Annotated in this window: 1 protein-coding gene; it reads right to left on the bottom strand. The window is 75.0% G+C overall.

Features of this window, described 5'->3' with window-relative positions; all coding sequences use genetic code 11:
* A partial coding sequence (locus B7767_RS49440) for an NAD(P)H-dependent oxidoreductase subunit E (protein ID WP_373408269.1) occupies window positions 1-743 on the bottom strand: 743 nt, incomplete at both ends.

The raw sequence follows: 743 nt of genomic DNA, 5'->3' as shown, positions 1-743 counted from the left end.
CACGGTTCCTCGTCCCCGCCGCCCCTTCCCTTCCCCACTCCCGGCTTCTCCCCCACTCTCGGCTTCTCCCCCACTCCCGGCTTCTCCCCCACTCTCGGCTTCTCCCCCACTCTCGGCTTCTCCCCCACTCTCGGCTTCGCTCGAGCGGGGGGACCCCCATGAGCGGGGAGACCCCCATGAGCGGGGGGACCCCCATGAGCGGGAGGTGCCCCCGTCGTCCCCGGGGGCTTTGCCCCCTGACCCCCCGTTCGGCCCTGAAAGGGCCTCGTCCTCGATCGCCGGACGGGCTGATTCACCGGCCCGGATCACCAGAGTCGCCGGTGCCCTTTCGCACAGGCCCAGGCACGGGCTGCGTTCCACCTGGACGCCGGATTCCGGGCCCAGGCGGGACTCGACGCCGGCGCACAGCTCGGTCGCGCCGGCCGCCGTGCAGGCCAGGTCCGTGCACACGTGCAGGACCGTCGCCGGGCGGGGGCGGAGGGAGAACATCGCGTAGAACGTGGCGACGCCGTAGGCCTCCGCCGGGGGGACCGTCAGGCGGCGGCACAGGTAGTCCAGGGCGCCCTCGCTGATCCAGCCGACCCGGTCGTTGACGGCGTGCAGTCCCGGCAGCAGCAGGTCGCGGCGGTCGCGGGCCGCCCGGCCGCCGCGGGCCCAGCGCAGGTCCGCGTCGGAGCGGTCGGCGCCCTCCCAGGAGGACTCGGGCGGGCCGAGCAGGGCGTCGACGGCCGCGCGTTCCTCGT

Source organism: Streptomyces sp. 13-12-16 (assembly GCF_002114215.1).
Lineage (GTDB): Bacteria > Actinomycetota > Actinomycetes > Streptomycetales > Streptomycetaceae > Streptomyces.
The sequence above is the reverse complement of the archived record's forward strand: the minus strand, read 5'-3'. Positions and strand labels throughout refer to the sequence as shown.